Consider the following 23,023-nt stretch of genomic DNA (forward strand, 5'->3'; position numbering starts at 1 on the left):
GCCCAGGCATGCGCGGGGCCTCAGTCCAGTGCTGCCAGCTGCGCCAGAAGGCCGCGTGCGCCCTGGGCCTGCGCCAGCTGCTCGGCCGCATCGCGCCGCTGTCGCGCCAGCACCGCCTGGCCCTGCGCGGCCAGGCAGCGGCCGGACAGCAGCAGCAGGTCCGCGCGGCAGTAATGGTCCTCGAAGGCCTCCGCATCCGCGAGCGCCTGCTCGATGAAGGCCAAGGCATCGACGTGCAGACCCAGCCGCACCAGCGCCGAGGCAACGATCCAGCGCGCGGTGGCCGTGCCGGCCTGGTAGGCCTGCCGCATCTGCTCGGCCGCCCGCAACACCGGGCCCGGGTCCGACACCAGCCCCAGCTCGGCCTGCGCCCACAGGTCAAAGAGTCCATTGGTCCCCTGCCAGAGCGGGAAGCCGAAGCGCGTGCCGAGCTGCAGACCTTCGAGCGCATGGCGTCGCACGCCCGACACGTCGCGCATGCTCATGCGCATGGCCGCCGCGAAGCTCAGCACGAAGCACAGCGCATGAGCTTTCTGCCCCTCGCGCGCCAGCGCGATGCCTTCATCGGCCACCCGGCAGGCGCCTTCATCGTCGCCGAGGAACCAGAGGTTCCATGCCTGGAAGCCGCGAATCAGCACCGCCAGGTCGTCGCCGCTGTAGCGCAGGCGCTCGGCGGCCGGCAACTGCAGCGACAAAGCGGCCCCTTCCGACTGATAGCGCAGGGCTTCCTCGAAGCGTCCGGCCCAGAACAGCGAGTTGCCCAGCGCAAAGCAGGCCATCAGGCGCTGCGAAGGTCCGGCGGCCAGTCCTTCGAGCTGGCGAGCCACCTTGATGCCGTCATTGCGGCCTTGCGAGGCCGCGCCCCAGTACACACCCGACAAGGCGACAAAGCGCAACTGCCGGTCGGCCTCGGTGGGCGCGCCGATGGCATCCACCTCGTTGAACACCGCCTCGAACTCGCGGTAGGCGTGCGGCGACCCATAGCCCTGGCACACCAGCGCCGCGCGGCCGAACGCCAGTCGCAGCGACCACAAGGCCCCGGCGTCCAGCACGCCATGCGTGGTGGCGAGTTCGAGGGCACGCTGAAAATGCCGCATCGCGTCGGCCGCGAACTCCTGCGCCAGTGCGGCGCGGCCCGCGCGCTGCCACCACACCACCGCCTCGGGCCATTGCGCGGCGGCATCGAAGTGCTGCGCGAGCTCGCCGGGCAGAACGCCCGGTTCGGCCTGCAGCAAGGAGGCGATCCGGCCGTGCCAGTCGCGTTGCGCGGTCTGCGGCAGGCTCGCATAGGCGGCGTCGCGGATCAGCGCATGGCGGAACATGCAGGCCGCGTCGCCGGCGCCCACCATCAGGTGCAGGCTCTCAGCCACCTGCAGCACGGCGTTCACATCCGCCTGAGGCAGCAGCCGGGCGAGCAACCGGGTGTCCACGCGTTGGCCGAGCACGGCGGCCACCTGAGCCACCGGCTTGAACGCGCCCAGCCGGTCGAGCTGCGCCTGCAGCAGCTCGCCGATCGGCATCACATGCTGGCTGCTGCCTTCGAGCACACGCCGCGTCTGATGCTCGATGAACAGCGGGATGCCGCTGCAACCGGCGGTGATCTCGCGCAGCTGCGCGGGCGTCAGCAGGTGGTACGCGTCCTGGGCCGCGGCGAGCTGTTCCGCGGCCTCGTGATCAAGCGGTGGCACGTCGAGCCACACCGGCTCGGTACCGGCATGGGGCAGGCCGACCTCCGGTCGCGTGGTCATCAGCACCATGATGTGCTGCGCGGCGAAGAGCCCGGCGTAGCGTGACAGCAGCTCGCGCGTGCCCTCGTCGGACCAGTGGAGATCGTCGACCACCAGCAGCACCGGCTGCCGCAGGGCCAGCGCATCGAGCAGATCGAACACCGCCTCGAACAGCTCCTGCTTGTGCTGGCCGGCCACCGGCACATTGTCATGCCCGTGCCGCACCGGCTCCAGCAGCCGGGCCAGCGTGGCGAACTGCGGCGCCAGGCGGCGCAGTTCGCCGGCCGGCAGCCAGCGCGCCATGCCGCGGCGCAGCAGGGCCTCGCGCTCGCTGGCCGATTCATGGCCACCGATGCGGCAATACCTGGCCAGCGCAGAGCGCAGCGGTGCCAGCGACACATGCTGGTGCTGCAAGGCGCAGGGCCAGACGATGACCAGGGCGGGTGCGGCGTCGCCCTCGGCACTGGACCGTGCCTGCACCGCAAAGCCCCGGGCCAGCCGGGTCTTGCCGATGCCGGGCTCACCGCGCAGCGCAACCCACTGCGGCTGGCCGCACTGCGCCTGCAGCCAGCGCTGATGCAGCACCGCAAGCTCGCGCGAGCGCCCGACCATCGGGCCGGTATCCATCTGCGAGCGGCCGTGGCCAGCGTCGGGCCGCGCGGCCACGTCGACGCGGTAGAGGACCTGCTCGCCCTCCCGCCAGCGGCCGTCCAGCGCCTCCACCTTGAAGTGATCGCGCACCTCCTGCGCGACGGCCTCGCTCGCCAGCAAGTTGCCCGGCGCGGCCAGCGGGCTGATGAGGCGTGCCGCCTCGGGGGCGTCGCCCACGATGTCCCAGGGTACGTCTTGCCGGCGACTGCAAACCACGCGACCCGCGCTGGCGCCGATGCTCACCGGGACCCGGCCGCCCAAGGCGGCCAGCACCGCCTGTGCGGCCAGCATGGCGCGCACGGCACTGCGCTCATGGGCAGCCTCCGCGCCGAAGCAGGCGCACAGGCTGCGGCCGATCACCGGGAACACCAGGGCCCCCCAGCCGCGCATCAGCTCCTGCGCCAGGCCAATGGCCGGCAGCAGGTCGCCCTGCAGTTCGGCGAAGCGCAGATCCACCACCGTGACCCAGCGCATTTCGGCCTGCGGGCCGATGACTGGTATCGATGGCGATGGCGCTGCGATAACGCTGTCGACACCGGCCAACGGGGCATCAAGCAGCTGCCGCGTCGCACGCGACGGCCTGGCGCCGAGCTGGGCCATCAGCGCATGCTCCAGCCTGTCGAAGGCCTCCTGCGCACCGCGGCGGTCGCCGCAGCACATCAGCAGACGCATCAACCGGCCCGCGGCGGCCTCGTTCAGGGGATCGGCCGCCGCCACGGCGCGCGCGCTGATCGTTGCGGCCGCATGGCGTCCAGCCCGTTCCTGCGCGTGGCACAAGCGTTGCAGCAGTTGCAGCCTCACGGTCTCCAGCGCCTGGCGAGTTCGCGCCAGCCAGGCCTTGAACTCGGTGCCGACATCCAGGGTCAGGCCTTCGAGCAGCAAGCCGCCCAGTTCGCTCTGGCGGGGCTCGAAGTCGGTGAGCAGCCAGTCGTCGGCCTCGAACGGCCCGAGGCCCAGTTCCATGATCCGCCGCGGATCGAGCCAGTCCAGATCGACCGCAACGGAGCGCCCATCCGCAAACAGCGCGACACGTTCGCGGTCGCTGCGCAGCACCGCACCGTCGTGGCCCTCGTTGAGCACGCGCGACAGGTTGTTCAGCACCTGCCTCAGGTTGGTCAAGGCCGCGGGCGGCGCCAGCGCCGGCCAGAGCAGGCCGGCCAGCTGCCCGCGGGCGATCCACTGGCCCGGGAGCATCGACAGGTAGGCCAGTACGGCGAAGCCCTTGCGGTACTTGACCTGCTCGGTCACGTCGCGGCCGTGACGGCGTAGCCGCGGGACACCCAGCAGACGGATGTGAAGGGAAGGAGACATCGGTTCAGGAACCCGGGCAGCAGAGCGACTCGGGATGCCGCCGGCCCGCCGGCGTCGAGCGTTCCTCACCCGTGCGGTTCGGCTGCCCGCACGCACCACAGATACGGTCCCAGCAAGCCGGCACATCCGCCATCGCGGGAGGGGCCGCGATGGTCCAATCCGATTGCCGCGCCAGTGCCTGCACCGGGTGTCCAGCCCTCATGGCTAGGGCGCCGGAGCGCCATTCGACACCCCATGGCAGGCGCAGGCCTCGCCATGCGCGGCGGCGACCAGCTCCTGCAGGATGCCGCAGCCATGGTGGGCATGGTCGGCGTCGCAGCGTTCGCGCAACGCCACCAGCTGCTTCTCCAGCGCCTGCATGCTGGCCAGGCGGGCGCGCACCTTGGCCAGCTGCGCGGCGACCAGCGCGTCGACCTCGGCCAGCCGGGCCGCGTCGGTGGTCTGCAGGCTTTCCAGCAGCAGCGCCACATCGGCCAGCGACATGTCCAGCGCGCGGCAATGGCGTATGAAGGCCAGGCGCTCCAGATGCTGCTGGGTGTAGGCGCGATAGCCGTTGTCGCTGCGCGCGGGGGCGGGCAGCAGGCCGCTCTTCTCGTAAAAGCGGATGGTTTCGATGTCCACCCCGGTGGCCTGGGACAAGGCGCCGATTCGCATCATGGTGCCCCAAGCATAGCTTGACTCTGGAGCCGCTACAGACTGTGCAATCACGCCATGGCTCATCGACACCACGACCATCCGGCCCCGGCCCCCGCCGATTCCACCTGCTGCGGCGGCCATTCCCACCATGACCATGGGCATGATGCCCCTGCCGCCGCTGGGGCCTCCGCCCCGCCCGAGGCCGCGGCCGGCGCGCGCCGCAGCCGGCTCTATATCGCCGGCATGGACTGCCCGACCGAGGAGGCGCTGCTGCGCCAGGCGCTGACGCCGCTGCCCGGCGTCGCGGCCCTGCATTTCGACCTGCTGGGGCGGGTGCTGAGCGTCGACCACCACCTGGACGACGAGGCGCCGCTGCTGCGCGCGGTCGCCGCCACCGGCATGCAGGCCCGGGCGCTGGACGAGGCCAAGCCGGCCCCGACGCCCGGCCCGGCCGTCTCGCGCCGCCAGCGCTGGCTGATGGGCCTGGCCGGCGTGGCCGCGGTCGCGGCCGAGGCGCTGGCCTTCGCCGGCTGGGGCGATACCCATCCCGCGGTGGTCCTGCTGGTGCTGGCCACCCTGGGCCTGGGCGGCCTGCCGACCCTGCGCAAGGGCGTGATCGCGCTGCGTCATCTGCAGCTGAACATCCACCTGCTGATGAGCCTGGCGGTGATCGGCGCGATCATCCTCGGCCAATGGCCGGAGGCCGCGATGGTGGTCTGGCTGTTCGGCCTGGCCGAGATGCTGGAGGCGCTGAGCCTGGAGCGGGCGCGCAAGGCGATCCAGGCCCTGGCCGCGCTGGCGCCGGAGAGCGCGCTGATGCTGCAGGGCGACGGCCAATGGCAGCCGCGCGAGGCCGCCCTGATCCCGCTGGGCGCGCGGCTGCGCGTGCGGCCCGGTGAGCGGGTCGCGCTGGACGGCCGCGTGCTGAGCGGCGAATCCAGCGTCGACGAGGCCGCGATCAGCGGCGAGAGCCTGCCGGTGGCCAAGGGCGCGGGCGACCTGCTGCTGGCCGGCAGCGTCAACCAGGCCGGCCTCCTGGAGATGGAGGTCACCGCACCGAAGGGCCAGACCCTGCTGGACCGCATGGCCGAGGCCGTGCAGCAGGCCCAGGGCCAGCGCGCGCCGACCCAGCGCTTCGTGGACCGCTTCGCGCGCATCTACACGCCGATCGTCGTGCTCGGCGCGGTGGCGCTGGCGGTGCTGCCGCCGCTCCTGATGGCCGGCCAGGACTGGAGCGACTGGTTCTACCGCGCCCTGGTGCTGCTGGTGATCGCCTGCCCCTGCGCGCTGGTGATCTCGACCCCGGTGACCATCGTCAGCGGCCTGACCGCCGCCGCGCGCCGCGGCCTCCTGATCAAGGGCGGGCTCTACCTGGAGCAGGGTCGGCACCTGAAGACCATCGCGCTGGACAAGACCGGCACCCTGACCGAGGGCCGGCCGGTGCTGACCGACGCGCTGGCGCTGGACACTGCGCTGGAGCGGGGTCAGGTCTTGCATATCGCGGCCTCGCTGGCCGCGCTCTCCACCCATCCGGCCTCGGCGGCGATCGTCGCGGCGCATGACGCGAAGGACCTGCCGCTGCTGACGGTCGACAGTTTTGAGTCGCTGGCCGGCCGCGGCCTTGCCGGCAGCATCGATGACCAGACCTGGCTGCTGGGCAGCGCGCGGCTGATGCGCGAGCGCGGCCTGCCGGACGGCGGGGCCGAGCGCGAGCGCCTGGAGGCCGAGGGCAAGACCGTCAATGTGCTGGCGCGCGAGGGCCAGCCGGTGGCGCTGCTGGCGGTGGCCGACCCGCCGCGCGCCGACAGCGCCGCGGTGATCCGCCAGCTGCATGAGCTGGGCCTGCGCTGCGTGATGCTGTCGGGCGACAACCCCGGCGCGGCCGCCGCGGTGGGCCGCGCGGTCGGGCTGGACGAGGTGCATGGCGGCCTGCTGCCGGACGACAAGCTGGCCGCGATCGCCGCGCTGCCGGGCCCGGTGGCGATGGTCGGCGACGGCATCAACGACGCGCCGGCCCTGGCGCGTGCCGACATCGGCATCGCGATGGGCGCCGGCGGCACGGCCATTGCCATCGAGGCGGCCGATGTCGCGCTGATGCAGGACGATCTGCGGCGCCTGCCGGAGTTCATCGCGCTGTCGCGCCGCAGCGCCGCGGTGCTGTGGCAGAACATCGTGCTGGCGCTGGGCCTGAAGGCCGTGGTGCTGCTGATGACCCTGTTCGGCCTGGGTTCGCTGTGGCTGGCGGTGTTCGCCGACGCCGGCGCCAGCGCGCTGGTGGTGCTGAACGGCCTGCGCCTGCTGCGCTGGCGCGGCCTGGCCACGACAAAACCGACGGCGCGGTAATCCGGCCGAGCGCGAACCGTCATTCACCCTGGTTACACTCCGGCCCCATCATGCTGCGTCGCCTCGTGCTGATCCTGATGCTTGCCCTGCTGCCGGTCCAATGGACCTGGGCGGCCGCGGCCAGCGTTTGCCAGCATGAGGAGATGGTCGTCAACGCGGACGGCAGCAGCGCGCCGCCGCATTTCGGCCACCATGAGCACAAGCATGAGGCCGACCATGACCATGGCGGCAGCGACGGCAACGGCGGCATCGATGTCGACTGCCCCAGCTGCCATGTCGCCGCCCCCGCGCTGCTGATGCCGCGGCTGGAGGCCCTGCCGCCCCCGCCGGCCGAGTTCACGGTCACCCCCTACCGGCGCACGGTCACCGCCGGCCTGCCCGAGCAGTTGATCCGGCCGCCACACAGCGCCGTTCTCGCAAGCGATTGATTGATACGCCGCGGGCCGCCCGGCCCGCGTCCTCCGATCCCGCCGTCGGGCCACCCCGGCCCGGCGCGCCGAGAAAGCTGTGTTGTTCACCATGTCCACGAGATCCCGGACGGGCCTGTGCCGCCTGGCCTGGCTCGCGCTGCTCGCCGCGAGCGCGGCCGGCGCCAGCCCCCAGACCGAGTCCCCGCACCCCGCCACCCTGGCCCAGGCCTTCGCGGCCGCCTGGGCCCGCCAGCCCGAGGCCCTGGCCGGCGCCAGCCAGCGCGAAGCCGCGCAGCAGCAGCGCCGCGCCGCCGAGCGCTGGACCGTCGAGCCGCCCTCGCTCGAACTGACCCTGCGCACCGACCGCAAGCTGGGCCGCTATGAAAAGGGCCAGCGCGAGCAGGAGCTCGGCATCGCGGTGCCGCTGTGGCTGCCCGGCGAGCGCCAGCGCAGCCAGGAGCTGGCCACGGCCGAGCTCGCCGCGGTCGACAGCCGCGCCGCCGCCGCCGCCTGGCGTCTGGCCGGCAGCCTGCGCGAGGCCTGGTGGGGCCTGCAGCGCGCGCGCCAGAACGAGGCCCTGGCCCAGGCGCGCGAACAGGGCGCCGCGGCGCTGGCGCGCGATGTGCAGCGCCGCGTCGCGGCCGGCGAGCTGGCGCGCAGCGACGGCCACCAGGCCGAGGGCCTGCTGGCGGCCGCACGCGCCGAGACCGCGCTGGCCCGCGCCGATGCGGCCCAGGCCGCGCTGGCGCTGCGCGCGCTGGGCGTGACGGCCCAGCCGGACATGCTGCCCGAGCCGGCCCCCGACGAGCGCGCCGGCGACACCGAGCCCGATGCCGCCCATCCCGCGCTGCGCGAGCTGGAGGACCGCCGCCTGCTGGCCGAGCGCGGCAAGGCCCTGGCCTCGACCCAGGGCCGCGCCAATCCCGAGCTGACCCTGAGCACCAACCGCGAACGCGGCGCCTTCGGCGAGGACTACGGCCGCAGCCTGAGCCTGGGCCTGAAGTTCCCCTTCGGCAACGACGCCGGCCAGCGCGCCAAGGTCGCCGGCGCGAGCGCCGCCGCGATCGAGGCCGAGGCCCAGCTGATGCTGGAGCGCCAGCGCCTGGCCGCTGAACTGGCCGGCGCCCGCGCCCGCCTGAACGCGGCCGAGCTGGCCCTGGGCGCGGCCCGGCACCGCGCCGCGCTGGCCGAGGAAACGCGCGGCTTCATCGAGAAGTCCTTCCGCCTGGGCGAGAGCGACCTGCCGACGCGGCTGCGCGTCGAGCTGGAGGCCTTCGAGGCGCAGCGCCAGCAGGCGCTGGCCCAGCTCGCCCGCCACCAGGCCGTCTCCTCGCTGCGCCAGGCCCTCGGCCTGCTGCCCCAGTAAGCCCTCCACCGAACACCGATGTCACCCATGAAATCCACCCTCCTGCTGCTGGCCGCCTTGCTGGCCGCGAGCGCCCTGCCGGCCCGCGCCGGCGAGGGCCATAGCCACGATGCGCCGGCCACGGCCGCCGCCCCCGCCCTGCCGCGCTTCGCCGCCGCCTCCGACCTGTTCGAACTGGTCGGCGTGCTGGACGGCAAGCAGCTGACCCTGTATCTCGACCATGCCGCCAGCAATGCGCCGGTGACCGGCGCCACCCTGGAGCTGGAACTTGGCGGCACGAAGCTGAAGGCCGCGCCCAAGGCCGAGGGCGAGTTCGCGGTGCAGCTGGACAGCGAACCCAAGCCCGGCGTGATCCCGGTGACCGCCACCGTGGTCGCCGGCAGCGAGACCGACCTGCTGGCCGGCGAGCTGGACCTGCATGGCGACGAGCATGCCGAGGCCGAGGCCTCGGGCGGCTCGCGCTGGAAACTGATCGGCGGCGCCGCGCTGGCCCTGCTGGGCCTGGGCGCCGCCGTGCGCTTCGGTCTGAACCGGAGGGCTGCGGCATGAAGAAGACGAACTACAAGCCCCGGATCCTGATGCTGGCCTTGTTCGCCTTGCCCCTGGCCCTCGCGCCCGCCTGGGCCGGCCCCGGCCATGACCATGGCGACGCGCCGCCGGCCGCCAGCTCCAACGGGCCGCAGCGCCAGAGCGATGGCAGCGTCTTCGTGCCGAAGCCGGCGCAGCGCCAGATGAGCCTGCGCACCCTGCCGGCCGAGCCGCAGGCCCTGCCGCGCGCGCTGACCCTGAACGGCAAAGTGCTGATGGACCCGAACGCCGGCGGCAAGGTGCAGCCGATGCAGGCCGGCCGATTGGAGGCGGGCCCGCGCGGCCTGCCGAGCCTGGGCCAGGCGGTGCGCAAGGGCGAGCTGCTGGCCTATGTGGTGCCGGCCGCCGGCAGCCTGGAGCGTTCCGCCCAGGCTGCGCAACTGGCCGAGCTGCGCGCCGCGCGCGCGCTGGCCGAGAAGCGCCTGGCGCGCCTGAAGGAGCTGGCCGACAGCGTGCCGCGCAAGGAGATCGAGGCGCTGGAGAGCGAGCTGTCCAGCCTCACCGAGCGCGTCGCCGCGGTCGGCGGCGGCCTGTCGGGCCGCGAGGCCCTGCTGGCCCCGGCCAGCGGCGTGATCGCGGCGGCCCATGCGGTCGCCGGCCAGGTGGTCGATGCGCGCGAGCTGGTGTTCGAGATCGTCGATCCGGCGCGCCTGCAGGTCGAGGCCCTGGCCTTCGACGCGGCGCTGGCGGCCGATGTGGCCCAGGCCCATGTGGCGGTCGGCTCGGCCGCGGTGCCGCTGCGCCTGGTCGGCGCGGCGCGCTCGCTGCGCGACCAGGCCCTGCCGCTGCTGTTCAAGGGCGAGGGGCCGGGTCTTGCCGGCCTCGCCGTGGGGCAGCCACTGCAGGTCGTGGTGCAGACCAGGAGCCAGGTGCAGGGCGTGGCGCTGGCCAGCGCGGCGCTGCAGAAGAACCCGGCCAACCAGCCCATCGTCTGGGTCAAGACCGCGGCCGAGCGCTTCGAGCCGCGGGTCGTGACGGTGCAGCCGCTGGACGGCGCGCGGGTCGCGGTGACGCAGGGTCTGCAGGCCGGCGAGCGCGTGGTGGTCCAGGGCGCGGTCCTGGTCAACCAGATCCGTTGATGGAAAGGTAGCCAATCATGTTCAAGTGGCTACTCGACAGCAGCCTGGCGAATCGGCTGCTGGTGCTGATCGGCGGTGCGGTGCTGATGGCCTATGGCCTGTTCACCTTGACGCGCACGCCGGTCGATGTGTTCCCCGACCTCAACAAGCCCACGGTCACCCTGATGACCGAGGCCGGCGGCATGGCCGCCGAGGAGGTGGAGCAGCTGATCACCTTCCCGCTGGAAACGACGATGAACGGCCTGCCGGGCGTGGAGACGGTGCGCTCCACCTCCAGCGCGGGCCTGAGCTTCGTCTACGTCACCTTCGACTGGAGCACCGAGATCTTCCGCGCCCGCCAGATGGTGTCGGAGCGGCTCGCGGCGATGGAGGAGGGCCTGCCGGCCGGCGTGATCCCGCGCATGGGGCCGATCAGCTCCATCATGGGCGAGATCATGCAGATCGCGATCCCGGTCGACACGCAGAAGACCTCGGCGATGGCGGTGCGCGAATACGCGGACTGGGTGCTGCGCCCGCGGCTGATGGCCGTGCCCGGCGTCGCGCAGGTGATCCCGATCGGCGGCGAGGTGCGTCAGTTCCAGGTCTTGCCCGATACCGCGCGCATGGCCGAGCTGGGCATCACGATGGAGCAGATGGAGGCGGCGCTGAAGGGCTATGCCTCGAACAGCTCCGGCGGCTTCCTGGAGCTGAACGGGCGTGAATACCTGATCCGCCACCTGGGCCAGAGCTCGGCGCTGCAGGACCTGCAGAACCTGGCGCTGGGCGCGCGCAACGGCCAGCCGCTGCTGCTGCGCCAGCTGGCCGAGGTGCGCTTCGCGCCTGCACCGAAGCGCGGCGATGCCGGCTTCGAGGGCAAGCCGGCGGTGATTCTGGGCATCCAGAAGCAGCCGACCGCCGACACCATCGCGCTGACCAAGAACATCGAGGCCGCGCTGGCGGGCCTGCAGCGCTCGCTGCCGGCCGGCATGGAGGCGCCGCGCGTGACCTTCCGCCAGGCCAGCTTCATCGAGTCCTCGATCGGCACCCTGCAGGGCAAGCTGATCGCCGCGGCCGGCTTCGTCGCGCTGATCCTGCTGCTGTTCCTTGGCAATCTGCGCAGCACCCTGATCGCGCTGGTCGCCATTCCAGTGTCGATCTTCGTCACCGCGCTGGTGTTCCGCTGGTTCGGCATGTCGATCAACACCATGACCCTGGGCGGCCTGGCGATCGCGATCGGCGGCCTGGTCGACGACGCAGTGGTCGGCATCGAGAACGTGATGCGGCGCCTGAAGGAGGACCGCGCCAAGCATCCGGAGCACCGCCTACATCCGCTGGAGGTGGTGGCGCAGGCGACGATGGAGGTGCGCTCGGCCATCCTCTACGCCACCGTGATCATCGTGCTGGTGTTCGTGCCGCTGTTCGCGCTGCCGGGCATGGAGGGGCGGCTGTTCGTGCCGCTGGGCATCGCCTTCATCGTCTCGACCCTGGCCAGCCTGCTGGTCTCGGTGACGGTGACGCCGGTGCTGAGCCTGTACCTGCTGCCGCGCATGAAGTCGCTCGACCATGGCGACACGAAGCTGCTGGCCTGGCTGAAGACGCATTACCGCAAAGCCTTACAGAAGGTGCTGGAGCGCCCGAAGGCGGCGCTGGCGGCCGGCGGCGTGGCGGTGCTGGTGGCGGCCACGGCCGTGCCCTTCTTCCCGACCACCTTCCTGCCGCCCTTCAACGAAGGGACGCTGCTGATCGGCATGCGCCTGAACCCCGGCGTCACCCTGGCCGAGAGCTCGGCGCTGGCGCGCCAGGCCGAGATCCTGGTGGCCCAGGTGCCCGAGGTCACCCATGTGGGCCGGCGCAGCGGCCGCGCCGAGCTGGACGAGCATGCCGAGGGCGTGCATGTCAGCGAGCTGGACGTGGGCCTGAAGCCGGCGGGCGAGCTGACGCGCTCGATGGACGAGATCCAGGCCGACATCCGCACGCGCCTGGTCAATCTGCCGGCCGCGATCGCGATCGGCCAGCCGATCTCGCATCGCATCGACCACATGCTGTCCGGCGTGCGCTCGCAGATCGCGATCCGCATCTTCGGCGAGGACCTCGACCAGTTGCGCGGCCAGGCCGATGCGCTGCGCGCGCGCCTGGCCGCGGTGCCGGGTCTTGCCGACCTGGAGATCGAGAAGCAGGTGCTGGCGCCGCAGGTCAAGGTGCGGGTCGACGCCGAGGCGCTGGCGCGCTACGGCCTGCCGGCGCCGCAGCTGCTGGCCGAACTGCAGAGCCTGGTCGAGGGCGAGAAGCTGGCGCAGATCAACGAGGGCAACGGCCGGCGCTTCGCGCTGGTGATGCGCCTGCCCGAGCAGGCCCGCTCGGCGCAGGGGCTGGCCAATGTGCTGATCGACACGCCGCTGGGCCGCGTGCCGCTTTCCAAGCTGGCCAGCATCGAGGAGAGCGACGGCCCGAACCAGATCAGCCGCGACGACGGCCGCCGCCGCATCGTGTTGTCGGCCAATGCGCAGGGCCGGCCGCTGTCCGACGTGGTGGCCGACATCCGCGCGGTGGTCGACCAGACCACCCTGCCCGAGGGCTACTTCATCACCCTGGGCGGCCAGTTCCAGGCGCAGGAGGAGGCCTCGCGCCTGGTCGGCCTGCTGTCGATCGTCTCGCTGGGCCTGATGTTCGTCGTGCTGTACAGCCGCTACCGCAGCAGCGCGCTGGCCCTCCTGATCATGGCCAACATCCCGCTGGCCCTGGTCGGCGCGGTGCTGGGCCTGGCGCTGTCGGGCCAGCCGCTGTCGGTGGCCGCGCTGGTGGGCTTCATCACCCTGGCCGGCATCTCGGTGCGCAACGGCATCCTGAAGGTCAGCCACTACATCAACCTGATGCGCTTCGAGGGCGAGAGCTTCGGCGTGCCGCTGATCCTGCGCGGCTCGCTGGAGCGGCTCTCGCCGGTGCTGATGACCGCGCTGGTGACCGCCTTCGCGCTGGCGCCGCTGCTGTTCGAGGCCGAGCGCCCCGGCACCGAGATCCTGCATCCGGTGGCGGTGGTGATCTTCTCGGGCCTGGTCAGCGCCACCCTGCTCGATACCTTCCTGACCCCGGTGATGTTCAAGCTGTTCGGCCGCCGCGCCGCCGAGCAGTTGGCCAACAACGGCCAGGCCGAGGCCTTCTGATCCCTGCCTACTTTTGCCAACAAACCAAGGAGAGAGAACGATGATCAAGCAACTGCTGTCCAGCGCCCTGCTGGCCTTCGCCGCGGGCACCGCCTTCGCCGCCGGCGAACACCATCATGAGCATAAGCCCCTGCATGGCGGCGTGGTCGCCGAGGCCAGCGATCTGGACTTCGAGCTGGTCGCTAAGGCCGACCAGCTCGCGCTCTATGTGCGCGACCATGGCAAGCCCGCCGCGCTGGCTGGTGCCAGCGCCAAGCTGACCCTGCTCAACGGCACCGAGAAGAGCGAGGCCAGCCTGAGCCCGGCCGGTACCGAGCGGCTGGAAGCCAAGGGCGCCTTCAAGGTCGGCGCCGGCACCAAGGTGGTCGCGCTGGTGCAGCTGGCCGGCAAGAAGCCGGTCAATGTGCGCTTCGCGCTGAAGTAAGCCCGGCTCAGCCGCAGCAGGCGCTGCGCGTCGCCGCGGCGCCCGCCGCCGGCTGCACCGGGATGCCGATGCCGCAGACCCCGGTCTGCGGCAGCTCCAGTTCGACCCGGTCGGCCGCCGCCAGATCGCCGGCCAGCGCCGCGGCCACCGAGCGTGCCTGCTCGAAGCCGGTCGCCATCAGAAAGGTCGGCGCGCGGCCATAGCTCTTGACCCCCAGGGTGTAGAAGCCCGGCTCCGGATGCGCCAGCTCGCGGTGGCCATGCGGGCGCACCGTGCCGCAGCTGTGCAGATTGGGATCGATCAGCGGCCCCAGCGCCTCGGTCGACTCCAGCCAGGGATCGAGCTTCAGGCGCAGCTCGCGCGTCAGGCCCAGGTCGGGTCGCTGGCCGGTGGCGACGATCAACTGGTCGAATCCGTCCAGGGTCAGATCTTGCCCCTGCACCGTCATGCTTCCGTCCGCCGCCTCGCGCAGCGCGGTGATGCGCAGGCCGCCGAAGAACTCCAGTCGGCCGTCGCGGCGCAGGGCGCGCAGCGCCGAGCCCAGGCGGCCCCGCGCCGGCAGCGCGTCGCGCGCGCCGCCGCCGAAAGCGCGCTCGGGCGCGGGGCTGCGTGTGGCCCAGGCCAGCCGGGTGCCCGGCACCTGCTCGGCCAGGGTGGCCAGGTCCAGCAGCACATTGGCGGCCGAATGGCCCGCCCCCACCACCAGGGTGCGGCGCCCCGCATAGCGCTCGCGCGCCGCGCCCAGCACATCGGGAATGCCGTAGGCGATGCGCCGCGCGGCCAGTGCGGACTCGCCGGGTGCCGGCAGCCCGTTGGCGCCGGCCGGATTCGGCTGGCCCCAGGTGCCGGTGGCGTCGATCACCGCGCGGGCGCGCAGCTCGATCTCGCCGCCGTCCGCCTGCCGGGCGCGGATCAGGAAGGGCGCCTGCTCGCGGCCGGCGGTCTTGACCTTGTCGAAGCCCTCGCGGCTGATCGCGGTGACCCGGGTCGAGAGCCGCAGCGCCGCGGCCACCGCCGGCAGCGCGGCATAGGGCCGCAGCACCTGCTCCACCACCTCGCGCGCCAGCGGCAGCGCCTCCTCGGGCGGCGCCTGCCAGCCGCCCGCGGCGCGCAGCTGGCGCGCCATCGCGGCGTCCAGATTGAAGCGCCAGGGCGAGAACAGGCGCACATGGCCGTAGTCCAGCAGATGCGCACCGACCGAGCTGCCGGCCTCCAGGATCAGGGGCCGCAGGCCGCGCTCCAGCAGATGGGCCGCGGCGGCCAGGCCGACCGGGCCGGCACCCAGCACCGCCACCGGCAGTTTATCGTCCATCGAACCGGCCTCGATCAGGCTCAGCGCCATCGCGGTGGCCGAGGCCGGGCAGGCGCCGCGCAGCTCGGCCGAGGCCTGCAGCGCGGCGGGCAGGTCGGCGCGCGGCAGGCGCTGAAAGCCCAGGCGCTCGAAATAGGCGGCAGCCGTCGTGGTCAGCAGGTAGAGCCGGTGCAGGCCGCGCCGGCGCGCCTGCGTCAGCAGAGTGGCGAGCAGGCTGCCGCCGATGCCCTGGCGCAGCAGGCCCGGTGCCACCGCGACCGAGCGCAGCAGGCCCAGGTCGCCATAGCGCTCGATGCCGGCGCAGGCGACCAGCTCGCCGCCCTGATGGGCCAGCAGGAAATGGGCGAGGTGCTCGCGGGCGCCCTGGGTCGGCAGCCCATGGGCCAGCAGCAGGGTCTCGATGGCGCTCCAGTCGGCCGGGCCGGCTTGGCGCAGGGACAGCGCGGGGATCGTCGTCATGATGTGTTTGCGTCCTTGGATCGTTCGCCGGCCGGCAGGCAGCAGGTGGCACTGGGGTCGGCGCGCAGGGTCTTGAGCAGCAGCAGCAGCGAGGCTTCGATCTGCTCGCGCTGCGCGGGATGGAGGGTGGCCAGCAGCTGCGCCGCATGGCCGTCCAGCAGGTTGTTGAGCCGGCTAACCCGTGCCGCGCCAGCCGGGCTCAGCCCCACCAGCCAGCTGCGCGCGTCGGCAGGGTTGTCGGTCTTCAGGACCAGGCCCTTGCCCGCCAGCCCCTCCACGGCCCGGCTGACCCAGCTCTTCTCCAGCAGCAGCCGCGCGCCCAGCTCCGACAGCGGCAGCGGCGCCTCGGCGCGGGCCAGCTCGGTGAGGATGTGGCACTGGGTCGGCGTGGTGTTCTCGCAGCAGTCGGCCACGACGCGTTGCGCGCGGCTGTACAGCCGCGCCACCTCGCGCAGCAGTTCGCCGGCCGGCAGGGAGGGCTTGTTCGCTTGGCTCATGAAGTTGTGGATAGCAACCAATTCGACGCATCTTAGGTCTCAACTTATTAGTTGTTAATAGCATCTATCTAGACCAAACAAAGCCGGCACGCGGCCGGCCTCGGCGTCAGGCGCGACGCGCGGCGCCCGCCTCGTACCAGCCCTTGCTGGCATTGACCCAGCGCACCACCAACAGCATCACCGGCACCTCGATCAGCACACCCACCACGGTGGCCAGGGCGGCGCCGGAATGGAAACCGAACAGGCTGATCGCGGCGGCGACGGCCAGCTCGAAGAAGTTCGACGCGCCGATCAGGGCCGAGGGGCAGGCCACGCTGTGCGACTCGCCGGCGCGACGGTTCAGCCAATAGGCCAGGCCCGCATTGAAGAAGACCTGGATCAGGATCGGCACGGCGAGCAGCGCGATCACCAGCGGCTGCTGCAGGATCGCCTCGCCCTGGAAGGCAAACAGCAGCACCAGCGTGGCCAGCAGCGCGGCGATGGACCAGGGCCCGATCCTGGCCAGCGCCGTATCGAAGGCAGCCTGCCCGCGCTTGAGCAGCGCCCTGCGCCACAGCTGGGCCAGGATCACCGGGATCACGATGTAGAGCAGCACCGAGGTGATCAGGGTGCTCCAGGGCACGATGATCGATGACATGCCCAGCAGCAGCGCCACGATGGGCGCGAAGGCGAACACCATGATGGCGTCGTTCAGCGCCACCTGGGACAGCGTGAACAGCGCGTCGCCCCTGGTCAGCCGGCTCCAGACGAAGACCATCGCCGTGCAGGGCGCGGCGGCCAGCAGGATCAGGCCGGCGACATAGCCGTCGATCTGTCCGGCCGGCAGCCAGGGCGCGAACAGCTGGCGCAGGAACAGCCAGCCCAGCAGGGCCATCGAGAAGGGCTTGACGGCCCAGTTGATGAACAGCGTGATACCGATGCCGCGCCAATGCCGCCCGACCTGGTGCAGCGCGCCGAAGTCCACCTTCAGCAGCATCGGGATGATCATCACCCAGATCAGCAGGCCCACCGGGAGATTGACCCGGGCGTACTCCATGCGACCGATGGCATGGAAGAGCTCCGGCATCCACTGCCCGAGCAGGATGCCCGCGACGATGCACAGGAACACCCAGAGGCTCAGGTAGCGCTCGAAGACGCTCATCGGCGCGGGCGCATCGGACTGCGGCGACGGATTCATGGGGAGGGTGGAGCTCATATCAACGGCGGCCGATCTCAAGCAGCGCGGCCTGCAGCGCCGCCTTGTCCATCTGTTCCAGCGGCAGGGCAAGCAGCTGCAGCATGCGATAGCCGATGGCCTGGCGCGTCAGCTCGAAGGCACGGCGCTTGCCCGCGTCGCCGCCCTCGGCGTCGGAGGGGTCGGGATAGCCCCAGTGCAGCTTCAGCGGCTGGCCCTGGCCACCAAAGAACACCGGGCATTGCTCGGCCGCCGCGCTGTCGCAGACGGTGATGACCAGGGACAGCGGCGGTGCCTCGGGCGCCGTGAACTCGTCCCAGCTCTTGCTGCGAAAGTCCGCGGTATCGACGCCGACGTTGCGCAGCGCCTCCAGCGCGAAGGGGTTGATGCGGCCGCTCGGCGCACTGCCGGCGCTGTGCGCGCGCACCGGCCGGCCGAGCCGCGCGGCCCAATGGTTCAGCATGCCCTCGGCCAGCACGCTGCGGGCCGAGTTGTGGGTGCACAGGATCAGGACGTGGAACATCGCGGGGCTCCGGGTCGGCTCAGCAGCAGGAGGAGGAACGGGCCGGCACGGCGCAATCCGCGCCCTGGCAGCAGTTCTGGGTCAGGAAGCCCAGCAGCGCGTTCATGCGCGCGAACTCGGCGCGGTAGATCAGCTGGCGCCCCTCGCGCTGCTGGCTCACCAGGCCGGCGTTCAGCAGTTCCTTCAGGTGGAAGGACAGGGTCGAGCCGGCCAGCTCCAGCGCCTCGGCCAGCGCGCCGGGTGTCAGGCCCAGCGGGCCGGCCACCACCAGGGTGCGGAATATCCGCAGCCGCGCGGGCTGGGCCAGCGCGGCCAGGGATTTGACGACATCGTTTTCTTCCATATTTCCATCATAGTTGAAATATGGAATTTAATACAAGCCCGCCGGAACCTGCCGGCGGGCTCCTCCGGACTCAGGCCGATCGCGCCGCCTCGTCGCCGGACTGCGACGGCTCGCCCTTGCCGCCGCCGCTGCGCAGCAGCTTCGCCGCCAGCACGCTGGCCATCATCACCAGGGCCGCGCCGCACAGCGCGGTGAACTGCAGCGCGTCGGTAAAGGCGATGCGGGCCTGGGCCAGCAGGATCTGGCCCTGGTCCGGCGGCAGCGCGCGGGCGCTGGACAGCGCGCCGCCCAGGGTCGCCAGGGCCTCGGCCGGCAGCTCGGCACCCCAGGCCGCGCTCAGCTGGTGGCGGTAGATCAGCGTGCCCAGGCTGCCGAACAGCGCGATGCCCAGCGCGCCGCAGAACTCGGAGCTGGTCTCGGCGATCGCCGAGGCCGCGCCGGCGCGTTCCGGCGGCGCCGAGGTGATGATCAGTTCGGTGCCGATCGCGAATACCGGCGCCATGCCCAGGCTGATGATCACCATGCCGGCGATCAGCAGGGCCAGCGCCGAGGTGCCGTTGTCGCCCACCAGCAGCATCAGCGCCATGCCGACGGCCGCGGCGGCCAGGCCCCAGACCAGCACCGCGCCGGGGTTGTAGCGCTGCGCCAGCTTGGGGGCGACCACCATCGAGCCGACCACGAAGCCCAGCGCCCAGGGCACGGTGGCCCAGCCCGCCTGCAGCGGCGTCAGGGCCAGCACCAGCTGCAGGAACTGGGCGATGAAGATGTAGACGCCGAACATCGCCAGGCAGGACAGGCCATAGGCCGCGATCGCCGCGCGGAAGGTCGGCAGGCGGAACAGCTTCAGGTCCAGCAGCGGGTAGTCGAGCCGGCCCTGGCGGCGCAGGAACAGCGCGCCGATCGCCAGCCCCAGCAGCAGCAGGCCGAAGCGCAGCGGGCTGGGGCCATATTCGGCCATCGCCTTCAGCGCATAGATCAGGGTCAGCACCGCCGCCAGCGACAGCGCCACGCTGGCCGGGTCGATGCGGCCGGCGTTCTCGTCGCGGTACTCGGGCAGCAGGCGCCGGCCGACCAGCAGCAGCAGCGCCATCACCGGCACCGCCGGCAGGAACACCGAGCCCCACCAGAAATACTGCAGCAGCAGGCCGCCGACCAGCGGGCCGACCGCGCTGCCGACCGAGAAGGCGGTGATCCAGATGCCGATCGCGAACTGGCGCTCGCGCTCGTCATGGAACATGTTCCGGATCAGCGACAGGGTGGACGGCGCCAGGGTCGCGCCGGCGATGCCGAGCAGCGCGCGCAGCGCGATCAGCTGCGCCGCGCTCTGGGCAAAGGCCGCGAAGACCGACGCGACGGCAAAGAAGGCCGCGCCGATCAGCAGCAGGCGGCGCCGGCCGATGCGGTCGCCCAGGGTGCCCATCGTGATCAGGAAGCCGGCGACGAGAAAGCCGTAGATGTCGATGATCCACAGCAGCTCGGAGGCGCTGGGCTTCAGTGCGGTGCTGAGCGCCGGCACCGCCAGGTTCAGCACCGTCAGGTCCATCGCATAGACCAGGCAGGGCAAGGCGATCACGGCCAGGCCGATCCATTCGCGGCGGGTGGCCTTGGCCGGCACGGCCTCGGCGAGATTGTTGTCGGGGGTGATAGCGGTCGTCATTGGTGAAGCTCCCTGGCGTTACCCAAGCACGACGAACACCGGGTCCGCGGATCGACAACGCCTGCATCAACTGTCTGGAAAAACAGTATCGCGCGCCTCCGGCCCAATCCTGTCAGGAGCTTGGCAGCACCTCGCGCCGCGGGGCCGCCGCCGGCTCCTGCCGCCCCGGCAGCGCCGCCAGCACCAAGCCCCCCAGCACGCACAACAGGCCGATGCCCTGCGCCGGCCCGACCGGCTCGCCCAGCACCAGCATCGACAGCCCCAGCGCCGCCACCGGCAGCCAGACCGTGGCCAGCGCGGCGCGGCTGCCACTGGTGCGGGCGCTGCCGGCATACCAGAGCAGGAAGCCGCCGACCGTCGGCACCCAGGCGTAGTACAGGATGCCCAGCAGCGCCGCCGGCTCCAGCCGCGGCAGCGCGCCCTCGCTGCGCCACCAGGCCGGCAGCGCCGACAGCAGCAGCCCGCCGGCGCACATCAGGGTCGACATCGGCAGCGGCGGCAGCGGCCGGCGCAGGCGCTTGTTGCCGAGGATGAACAGCGCCTCGCAGGCGATCGCCGCCAGCACCGCGGCGATGCCCAGCAGCCGGGTGGGTTTGGCCGCGGCGCTGTCCGGCGCAAAGGCCAGCGCCATCACGCCCAGGGTCGCCAGCGCCAGCGAGCCCAGCAGCCGCGCGCCCGGGCGTTCGCCCAGGAACAGCAGCGCGAACAGCGCCGCCATCGCCGGCAGGGTGCCGGCCACGACGCCGGCATCGGCCGCGCTGGCCCAGCCCACGCTCAGGATCAGCAGCACCGTGTAGCCGACGCTGCCCGCCGCCGCCTGCAATACCAGCAGCAGCAGGTCATGCCGGTCCAGGCGCGGCAGCGGCGTGCGCTGCCACCACCACAGCAGACCCAGCAGGGGCAGCGCGGCCGCATGGCGCAGCGCCGTGGCCAGGAAGGGCTCGACGCCCTGGCCGATGATCTTGCTGACCACCACCGTGCTGCCGACCAGCACCATCGCCAGGCTGCACAGCAGCTGGCCCTTCAACGATTCCGACATGCGCTTCGTCATCACGGCTCGATCCATCCGGGAAGGAAAGAAAAGCCGCAGTCTGGGCACGCCGCCCCGGCGGGTCTTGAACGTTATTGCGGCCCGGCCACCGCGCGCCGCCAGGCACCGGGCGTGAAGCCGAACTGGCGCGTGAACACCCGCGTCATGTGGCTCTGGTCGGCAAAGCCGGCCGCCGCCGCGGCCTCGGCCAGCGCGCTGCCGGCGCCGATCAGTCCGCGCGCCCGCTCGGCGCGGCGCTGCAGCAGCCAGGCATGGGGCGGCAGGCCGTAGCGCTGCTCGAAGCGGCGCAGCAGCTGGTACTTGCTGAGCCCGGCCAGCGCGGCCAGCTCGTCCAGCCCCGGCGCCGCCAGCTCCGCCGCATCGGCCAGGCGCTCATGCACCAGCCGCAACGCGGCCGGCACCGGCCCCTGCGTCGGCGGCGCCAGCGGCGCGGTCGAATAGGCATCGCCCAGCAGGCCCAGCGCCGCCGCGAAGGTCTCGTCGCAGGCCAGGCGCGCGGCATCGTTTTCACCGCCCGCCTGCCAGGCCCGCAGCTGCGCGAACAGCAGGCGCAGGGTCTGCGCCAGGCGTGCGTCGCGGATCACCGGCTGGGTCAGCGCCTGGTCGGGCAAGAGCGCCGGCTCCAGATAGAGCATGGCCCAACGCCGCGCATCGCCGCCCAGCGGCCGGCCGTCATGCAGCTCGCCCGGATTGCTGGTGATCAGGTCGCCCGCGAAGGCCTCGACCGGCCCGCGCCCGCTGGCCGAGGCCTGCGCGCCCTGCAGCACCAGGCCCAGGCCGAACACCTCATGCCAATGGCGGCCGAAGCTGCGCCCGCTCTCGATCCAGGTGCCGAACACGCCGGACCAGGGTGTGGCGAACACCTGGGCGCGATGGAGGGCGGCGGTAGCGGGCATGGTGCGCGCAGTATCGCCGGGCCGTTGAAGCGCGGCGCAACGCCCCCAGCTGGGCAGCTATGGGCGAGCAGCACACCATCATGACCAGCCACAACACCTTCGCGCGGGTTTTCAGGGAGGGGCAGCTCTCGATCGGCCTGTCCCTGCCGCTGCTCGGCCGCGGCCGGACGGTGGCGGATTTCCATGAGCAGTTGGCGCTGGCCCGGCTGGCCGACCGGCTCGGCTATGCCGCGCTGTGGGTGCGCGATGTGCCGCTGAACAGCGCCGGCTATGCCGATCCGGTCGGGCATCTGGATCCCTGGGTGCTGCTGGGCGCGCTGGCCGGCCAGACCGAGCGCATCGCGCTGATCAGCGGCGCCATCGTGCTGCCCCTGCGCCACCCGCTGCACATCGCCAAGGGCGCCATCTCGACCCAGCTGCTGTCGCGCGAGCGCTTCATCCTGGGCCTGGGCTCCGGCGACCGGCCGCAGGAATACGCGGCCTTCGGCCGGAACGGCGAGGAGCGGCGCGAGCTGTTCCGCCGACATTGGGCGACCGTGGCCGCGGCGGTCGCCGAGCAACCCGCGCGCGTCGTGCCGGACCTGCCGGCGCCGGACGGCGACACCGGCAGCTTCTCGCTGCTGCCGGCCCTGCCGGGGCCGCTGCCGCTGCTGGCCGTCGGCTCGGGCGGGCAGAGCGTGGACTGGATCGCGCGCAACGCCGGCGGCTGGATCACCTACCACCGCGAGCCGCAGGACCAGCAGGCCCGCCATCGGCTGTGGCGCAGCGCGGTGGAGCGCGCCGCGCCGGGCGAGTTCCGCGCCTTCGGCACCGCGATGCGGCTGGAGCTGGACGCCGACCCGCGGGCCCCGGCCCGCCCGATCCCGCTGGGCTATGCCACCGGCCGGCTGGGCCTGGCCGCGATCCTGCGCGAGATGCGCGCCGGCGGCACCCACCATGTCGCGCTGGGCCTGCAGGACGACGGCCGCCCGCTGGCCGAGCAGCTGGAGGAGCTCGCCCGCGAACTGCTGCCGGAGTTCCACACGCAAGGCTGAGGCAGCGGAGGCTCGCCATCAGAGTTCGTCGCGCGACATCGCGATCTCCACCCGGGCCGCCTGCAGCACATGGGCCATCGGCGGGCAGGCCTTGCTGACGCCGACCTCGACGCTGGCGATCGGCGGATAGGCGCCGAGCAGGCCGCGCGCGATGTCCTCCGCCAGCGCCTCGACCGTCTGGAACTTGCGGGCGCCGGAGATCCGGGCGACATCGTCGGCCAGCCGGTCGTAGCCGATCGAGCGCTCGAGCCGGTCGTCGCGGTGCGACCGGACCTCGGCGAGATGGCAGCGGACGTCGAACAGGAAACGCTGCCCCAGCCGGCGCTCCTCCTCGTACAGGCCGTGATGACCGAATAGTTGCAGACCCTGGATCGAGATCGATGTGCGCATGCCGTGCCGCTC

At 72.3% G+C, this 23,023-nt stretch carries 19 protein-coding genes; 8 read left to right on the plus strand and 11 right to left on the minus strand.

What is annotated here, in order from left to right; genetic code table 11:
- Positions 1 to 20: 20 nt before the first annotated feature.
- Both G8A07_RS26380 and G8A07_RS26385 read right to left on the minus strand, forming a co-directional pair.
- Positions 21 to 3,626: an AAA family ATPase gene (locus tag G8A07_RS26380; protein ID WP_195794871.1), complete on the minus strand. Its 3,606-nt coding sequence runs from the start codon at positions 3,624 to 3,626 to the stop codon at positions 21 to 23.
- 267 nt (positions 3,627 to 3,893) lie between these two features.
- The gene (locus G8A07_RS26385) at positions 3,894 to 4,346 is read right to left on the minus strand and encodes a Cd(II)/Pb(II)-responsive transcriptional regulator (RefSeq protein WP_371816397.1); all 453 of its coding nucleotides are present in this window, start codon (positions 4,344 to 4,346) and stop codon (positions 3,894 to 3,896) included.
- A 54-nt stretch (positions 4,347 to 4,400) separates the two neighbouring features.
- Here G8A07_RS26385 and G8A07_RS26390 point away from each other — a divergent pair, with 54 nt between their 5' ends.
- The 7 genes from G8A07_RS26390 (at position 4,401) to G8A07_RS26420 (ending at position 13,675) form a co-directional block, all read left to right on the plus strand.
- A complete protein-coding gene (locus G8A07_RS26390; RefSeq protein WP_195794872.1) occupies positions 4,401 to 6,668 on the plus strand; it encodes a cation-translocating P-type ATPase in 2,268 nt (755 codons plus the stop codon).
- A 50-nt stretch (positions 6,669 to 6,718) separates the two neighbouring features.
- Entirely contained in the window at positions 6,719 to 7,096 is a 378-nt protein-coding gene (locus tag G8A07_RS26395; protein ID WP_195794873.1) for a DUF2946 family protein, read from the plus strand.
- Between the two features lie 91 nt (positions 7,097 to 7,187).
- Positions 7,188 to 8,444, plus strand: coding sequence for a TolC family protein (locus G8A07_RS26400; protein WP_195794874.1), 1,257 nt, complete (start codon positions 7,188 to 7,190; stop codon positions 8,442 to 8,444).
- A 27-nt stretch (positions 8,445 to 8,471) separates the two neighbouring features.
- Positions 8,472 to 8,993, plus strand: coding sequence for a hypothetical protein (locus G8A07_RS26405; RefSeq protein WP_195794875.1), 522 nt, complete (start codon positions 8,472 to 8,474; stop codon positions 8,991 to 8,993).
- Positions 8,990 to 10,111 (plus strand): efflux RND transporter periplasmic adaptor subunit, encoded by a 1,122-nt coding sequence (locus G8A07_RS26410; protein WP_195794876.1) that lies wholly within the window; start codon positions 8,990 to 8,992, stop codon positions 10,109 to 10,111. Before G8A07_RS26405 ends, G8A07_RS26410 begins: the two co-directional genes overlap by 4 nt.
- A gap of 17 nt (positions 10,112 to 10,128) precedes the next feature.
- Complete coding sequence (locus tag G8A07_RS26415; protein ID WP_195794877.1) at positions 10,129 to 13,251, plus strand: efflux RND transporter permease subunit; 3,123 nt, start codon at positions 10,129 to 10,131, stop codon at positions 13,249 to 13,251.
- 40 nt (positions 13,252 to 13,291) lie between these two features.
- The gene (locus tag G8A07_RS26420) at positions 13,292 to 13,675 is read left to right on the plus strand and encodes a hypothetical protein (RefSeq protein WP_195794878.1); all 384 of its coding nucleotides are present in this window, start codon (positions 13,292 to 13,294) and stop codon (positions 13,673 to 13,675) included.
- Positions 13,676 to 13,682: 7 nt separating this feature from the next.
- Here the strand turns inward: G8A07_RS26420 and arsN2 are convergent, their stop codons facing one another.
- From arsN2 to G8A07_RS26460, 8 genes are all read right to left on the minus strand, one after another.
- Positions 13,683 to 15,446: an arsenic resistance N-acetyltransferase ArsN2 gene (arsN2, locus tag G8A07_RS26425; RefSeq protein WP_195794879.1), complete on the minus strand. Its 1,764-nt coding sequence runs from the start codon at positions 15,444 to 15,446 to the stop codon at positions 13,683 to 13,685.
- A complete protein-coding gene (locus tag G8A07_RS26430) occupies positions 15,443 to 15,943 on the minus strand; it encodes a MarR family winged helix-turn-helix transcriptional regulator (protein ID WP_249937151.1) in 501 nt (166 codons plus the stop codon). The genes arsN2 and G8A07_RS26430 overlap by 4 nt, the downstream gene beginning before the upstream one ends.
- A 106-nt stretch (positions 15,944 to 16,049) precedes the next feature.
- Positions 16,050 to 17,120 (minus strand): ACR3 family arsenite efflux transporter, encoded by a 1,071-nt coding sequence (gene arsB / locus G8A07_RS26435; RefSeq protein ID WP_195794880.1) that lies wholly within the window; start codon positions 17,118 to 17,120, stop codon positions 16,050 to 16,052.
- A 19-nt stretch (positions 17,121 to 17,139) separates the two neighbouring features.
- Complete coding sequence (locus G8A07_RS26440) at positions 17,140 to 17,640, minus strand: arsenate reductase ArsC (RefSeq protein WP_195794881.1); 501 nt, start codon at positions 17,638 to 17,640, stop codon at positions 17,140 to 17,142.
- A gap of 19 nt (positions 17,641 to 17,659) precedes the next feature.
- Positions 17,660 to 17,983 carry a helix-turn-helix transcriptional regulator gene (locus G8A07_RS26445; RefSeq protein WP_195794882.1) on the minus strand — a complete coding sequence of 108 codons (324 nt, stop codon included), beginning with the start codon at positions 17,981 to 17,983 and terminating at the stop codon, positions 17,660 to 17,662.
- 70 nt (positions 17,984 to 18,053) lie between these two features.
- Positions 18,054 to 19,640: an MFS transporter gene (locus tag G8A07_RS26450; RefSeq protein ID WP_213086204.1), complete on the minus strand. Its 1,587-nt coding sequence runs from the start codon at positions 19,638 to 19,640 to the stop codon at positions 18,054 to 18,056.
- Between the two features lie 112 nt (positions 19,641 to 19,752).
- The gene (locus G8A07_RS26455) at positions 19,753 to 20,691 is read right to left on the minus strand and encodes a DMT family transporter (protein WP_371816398.1); all 939 of its coding nucleotides are present in this window, start codon (positions 20,689 to 20,691) and stop codon (positions 19,753 to 19,755) included.
- Positions 20,692 to 20,762: 71 nt separating this feature from the next.
- Entirely contained in the window at positions 20,763 to 21,587 is an 825-nt protein-coding gene (locus G8A07_RS26460; protein WP_195794883.1) for an AraC family transcriptional regulator, read from the minus strand.
- 80 nt (positions 21,588 to 21,667) lie between these two features.
- Between G8A07_RS26460 and G8A07_RS26465 the strand changes: the two genes are divergently transcribed.
- Positions 21,668 to 22,621 carry a TIGR03571 family LLM class oxidoreductase gene (locus G8A07_RS26465; RefSeq protein ID WP_195794884.1) on the plus strand — a complete coding sequence of 318 codons (954 nt, stop codon included), beginning with the start codon at positions 21,668 to 21,670 and terminating at the stop codon, positions 22,619 to 22,621.
- An 18-nt stretch (positions 22,622 to 22,639) separates the two neighbouring features.
- On the opposite strand, the gene folB is transcribed toward G8A07_RS26465, so the two are convergent.
- Positions 22,640 to 23,011, minus strand: coding sequence for a dihydroneopterin aldolase (folB, locus tag G8A07_RS26470; protein ID WP_195794885.1), 372 nt, complete (start codon positions 23,009 to 23,011; stop codon positions 22,640 to 22,642).
- Positions 23,012 to 23,023 lie beyond the last annotated feature (12 nt).

Origin of the sequence: Roseateles sp. DAIF2 (assembly GCF_015624425.1) — a bacterium.
Taxonomy (GTDB): Bacteria; Pseudomonadota; Gammaproteobacteria; order Burkholderiales; family Burkholderiaceae_C; genus Kinneretia.

What these genes read in the sequence shown, in the direction of transcription:
- G8A07_RS26465 (WP_195794884.1), top strand. Translation starts at nt 21,668, where the DNA reads ATGACCAGCCACAACACCTTCGCGCGGGTTTTCAGGGAGGGGCAGCTC.
- G8A07_RS26390 (WP_195794872.1), top strand. Translation starts at nt 4,401, where the DNA reads ATGGCTCATCGACACCACGACCATCCGGCCCCGGCCCCCGCCGATTCC.
- G8A07_RS26395 (WP_195794873.1), top strand. Translation starts at nt 6,719, where the DNA reads ATGCTGCGTCGCCTCGTGCTGATCCTGATGCTTGCCCTGCTGCCGGTC.
- G8A07_RS26460 (WP_195794883.1), bottom strand. Translation starts at nt 21,587, where the DNA reads ATGCCCGCTACCGCCGCCCTCCATCGCGCCCAGGTGTTCGCCACACCC.
- arsB (WP_195794880.1), bottom strand. Translation starts at nt 17,120, where the DNA reads ATGAATCCGTCGCCGCAGTCCGATGCGCCCGCGCCGATGAGCGTCTTC.
- arsN2 (WP_195794879.1), bottom strand. Translation starts at nt 15,446, where the DNA reads ATGACGACGATCCCCGCGCTGTCCCTGCGCCAAGCCGGCCCGGCCGAC.
- G8A07_RS26400 (WP_195794874.1), top strand. Translation starts at nt 7,188, where the DNA reads ATGTCCACGAGATCCCGGACGGGCCTGTGCCGCCTGGCCTGGCTCGCG.
- G8A07_RS26450 (WP_213086204.1), bottom strand. Translation starts at nt 19,640, where the DNA reads ATGACGACCGCTATCACCCCCGACAACAATCTCGCCGAGGCCGTGCCG.
- folB (WP_195794885.1), bottom strand. Translation starts at nt 23,011, where the DNA reads ATGCGCACATCGATCTCGATCCAGGGTCTGCAACTATTCGGTCATCAC.
- G8A07_RS26430 (WP_249937151.1), bottom strand. Translation starts at nt 15,943, where the DNA reads ATGAGCCAAGCGAACAAGCCCTCCCTGCCGGCCGGCGAACTGCTGCGC.
- G8A07_RS26385 (WP_371816397.1), bottom strand. Translation starts at nt 4,346, where the DNA reads ATGATGCGAATCGGCGCCTTGTCCCAGGCCACCGGGGTGGACATCGAA.
- G8A07_RS26420 (WP_195794878.1), top strand. Translation starts at nt 13,292, where the DNA reads ATGATCAAGCAACTGCTGTCCAGCGCCCTGCTGGCCTTCGCCGCGGGC.
- G8A07_RS26455 (WP_371816398.1), bottom strand. Translation starts at nt 20,691, where the DNA reads ATGACGAAGCGCATGTCGGAATCGTTGAAGGGCCAGCTGCTGTGCAGC.
- G8A07_RS26445 (WP_195794882.1), bottom strand. Translation starts at nt 17,983, where the DNA reads ATGGAAGAAAACGATGTCGTCAAATCCCTGGCCGCGCTGGCCCAGCCC.
- G8A07_RS26440 (WP_195794881.1), bottom strand. Translation starts at nt 17,640, where the DNA reads ATGTTCCACGTCCTGATCCTGTGCACCCACAACTCGGCCCGCAGCGTG.
- G8A07_RS26415 (WP_195794877.1), top strand. Translation starts at nt 10,129, where the DNA reads ATGTTCAAGTGGCTACTCGACAGCAGCCTGGCGAATCGGCTGCTGGTG.
- G8A07_RS26410 (WP_195794876.1), top strand. Translation starts at nt 8,990, where the DNA reads ATGAAGAAGACGAACTACAAGCCCCGGATCCTGATGCTGGCCTTGTTC.
- G8A07_RS26405 (WP_195794875.1), top strand. Translation starts at nt 8,472, where the DNA reads ATGAAATCCACCCTCCTGCTGCTGGCCGCCTTGCTGGCCGCGAGCGCC.